The organism is Spiroplasma sp. ald (assembly GCF_044714355.1).
Classification (GTDB): Bacteria; Bacillota_I; Bacilli_A; order Mycoplasmatales; family Mycoplasmataceae; genus Spiroplasma; species Spiroplasma phoeniceum.
In genome coordinates this window covers 1-2,339 of record NZ_RXFY01000132.1, presented here as the reverse complement: position 1 = coordinate 2,339, position 2,339 = coordinate 1, and the positions used below count along the sequence as shown (strand labels likewise).

At 25.7% G+C, this 2,339-nt stretch carries 3 protein-coding genes; all 3 read left to right on the top strand.

The genetic code is table 4. The annotated features are described in order from the left end of the window. Window positions 1-219 precede the first annotated feature (219 nt). From EHU54_RS05510 to EHU54_RS05500, 3 genes are read left to right on the top strand one after another with little or no spacing between them, the layout of a single operon-like run. Window positions 220-789: a hypothetical protein gene (locus EHU54_RS05510; protein ID WP_400249379.1), complete on the top strand. Its 570-nt coding sequence runs from the start codon at window positions 220-222 to the stop codon at window positions 787-789. Between the two features lie 12 nt (window positions 790-801). Continuing rightward, window positions 802-1,533, top strand: a complete 732-nt coding sequence (locus EHU54_RS05505) for a hypothetical protein (protein ID WP_400249378.1) — start codon at window positions 802-804, stop codon at window positions 1,531-1,533. A gap of 14 nt (window positions 1,534-1,547) precedes the next feature. Beyond that, entirely contained in the window at window positions 1,548-2,282 is a 735-nt protein-coding gene (locus EHU54_RS05500; protein WP_400249377.1) for a hypothetical protein, read from the top strand. The last annotated feature ends 57 nt before the right edge of the window (window positions 2,283-2,339 follow it).

The following is a 2,339-nucleotide window of genomic DNA, read 5'->3' as shown; positions in this document are numbered from 1 at the left end:
TTATTTTAATAGGTTATGCAAGAAGTCTAATATAGTTTATAACTTCAAGATTAATGATTATTTTCTGGTGGCATTTTAATCGTTTAATCTTGCTTTTTTATGTATAGCCGGTACCTAAAAATTTATTCTAAGCTTTTATTAAAAAAGATAGTATTTTTAAAAGAAAATGCTATAATTATTGTAAACAAGGGAGAAATTATTAAATTAGGGTGATTATTGATGAAGAAAGCAACACAAGATTTTCAAAAAAATAATGTTCGGTTAACAAGAATGTATTTTACTACACCAATGGAAGTTATTGCTAGAATTATGATTTTAATTGGACAAGCGGTTATGCTAGGAGTAATTATTATTGTATCAGCTTCTTTGGCAATGATTGCAACTAGTAAATTACCAATTCCTGCCGTTTTTAATAATTTTGGTTTAGCTGATGGTGTTTTTCGTGGTCTTACCATTGTTATTGCTCTGTTTGGGATTATCTTTTCTTTAATATTTGTAGTTCCAACATTAATTGTTCGTAATATTAAACTTTTAAAGGTAACTGGAATTATTTTTAATACAGTCGGATGCATCTTTGTTTTACTAATGTTAGGATTAAGCATTATTGCATATCTTTATATTCCTGTTCGGCTAAATTTACCAGGGGTAATTATGGCTGGACTTTGTATGTTAATGTTATTTTGAGGTAGTTTTTTATTATGATTCTCAGCAATTCGTCAGCAGAAACGAATTAACCTTGCTGTTGTTGAAAGTTTAGATTTTAGTTCTAAATTAAATATAGTTGAATAGGAAGGTGCTTTAATGAAAAAAACAGAAAATAGTAAAACAATAAATCAAGAACAATCAGCAAAAGTAGTAAAAAAAATGCAGTTTGTTGTTGATAATCGTCCGCCAGTTTTAAAAAATTTAGATAAAACTGTTATTGATCACACCGTAAAATCATTAGGGGAATATGAATTAAATCGAAAGCAACAAATTCGTCCATTACCTTACAAATACAACATTGAAGCAAGTAAGTATTATTTTTCTACTAAAAGTGAAACAATAGCGAGAACTTTAATTGTCTTTTCACAATTATTGTTAATTGTAGTTGCTCTAATATATATTCCAACGTTAGGGCAGGTAGGGGCACAATTTATTATTTCTTTATTATCCAAATTTAAAACTCCATTTACTGATCAAATTGTAGTAATTGGTCAACCAATTGTAATTGGAATAATTATTTTATTAGCTATTTTATGGGTTACAACATTCTTTTTTATAACAATTCCAATTTTAATTACTAAAACATTAAAAACTGTTAATATTTGAATAATTATTGTTAGTATTGTTGGTAATATTAATTGCTTTTCAATTCTTGGATTAGCTATTTTACAATTTATTTATGCTAAAAATTCAGTTTTACCTTCAATTGCGATTGTTGCTTTTTGTTGTTTTATATTGGGGTGCTTATTTTTAAAAAGTGATCGTAAAAAATATCAAACCAAATTAGAAAATGAAATATCAAACCAAATTAGAGCACTAAGAGAGTAAGGAGAAAAACTATTATGTTAACAAAAATTAGTTCAAAACTAGATGAATTAGCACTCCAATGAAATACACGAATTGAAGTTGCAGCACGTTTATTAGTTATTAGTTTTTCAATTTTAGGAACTTTTATGGGTTATTTTATTAGTGCTGGTTGTGCAATGGCTTATAATAATATTAAAAATTTAACAGGTGTTATTTCCCATCGAACTTATGAATTACATTATATTATTGCTGGTATTGTTGCTCTAATTTGTGCTTGTTTTTTCTTTTGTTTTATTGGTTTGCCATATGTAAAATTAAAAAAAGCAGCTAGTTTTAAAAGTTGAATTATTATTTCAAGTATTTTTGCAATAATATATTATACAACATGTTTTACCTTAGCAGTAATTTTTATGAATATGTTTAACACTATGAATAATTATTTTATTGTGGGTTTTACTTTACTTATTATTTGTTTTTTAGTAATTTTTTTATCATATTTTTTATTATGACGTGAAGTAAAAAAACAATGAATTTTACGAAAAAAATTTGAGTATTTAGCAGATGAAGAACAAATGAAACAAGTAGAAACAAAATTAGCAACTTTAGAATTACGACGTCAGCGCCTTGTTGAATTAGAAACGATTAAGTATAATAAAGAAAAGTATAGTTTAAATCATTTAAAGGAAAAAAAGAAAAATATTTATGTACAAAAACCTGTTTTAGAAGAGCAAGAACAAGAAGTTTTAAAATCATCTAAACAAGAATATTAGACTTCTTGCATAACCTAGTTATTTTAAAATTCCTATAAAATATATTTAAAATAGAAA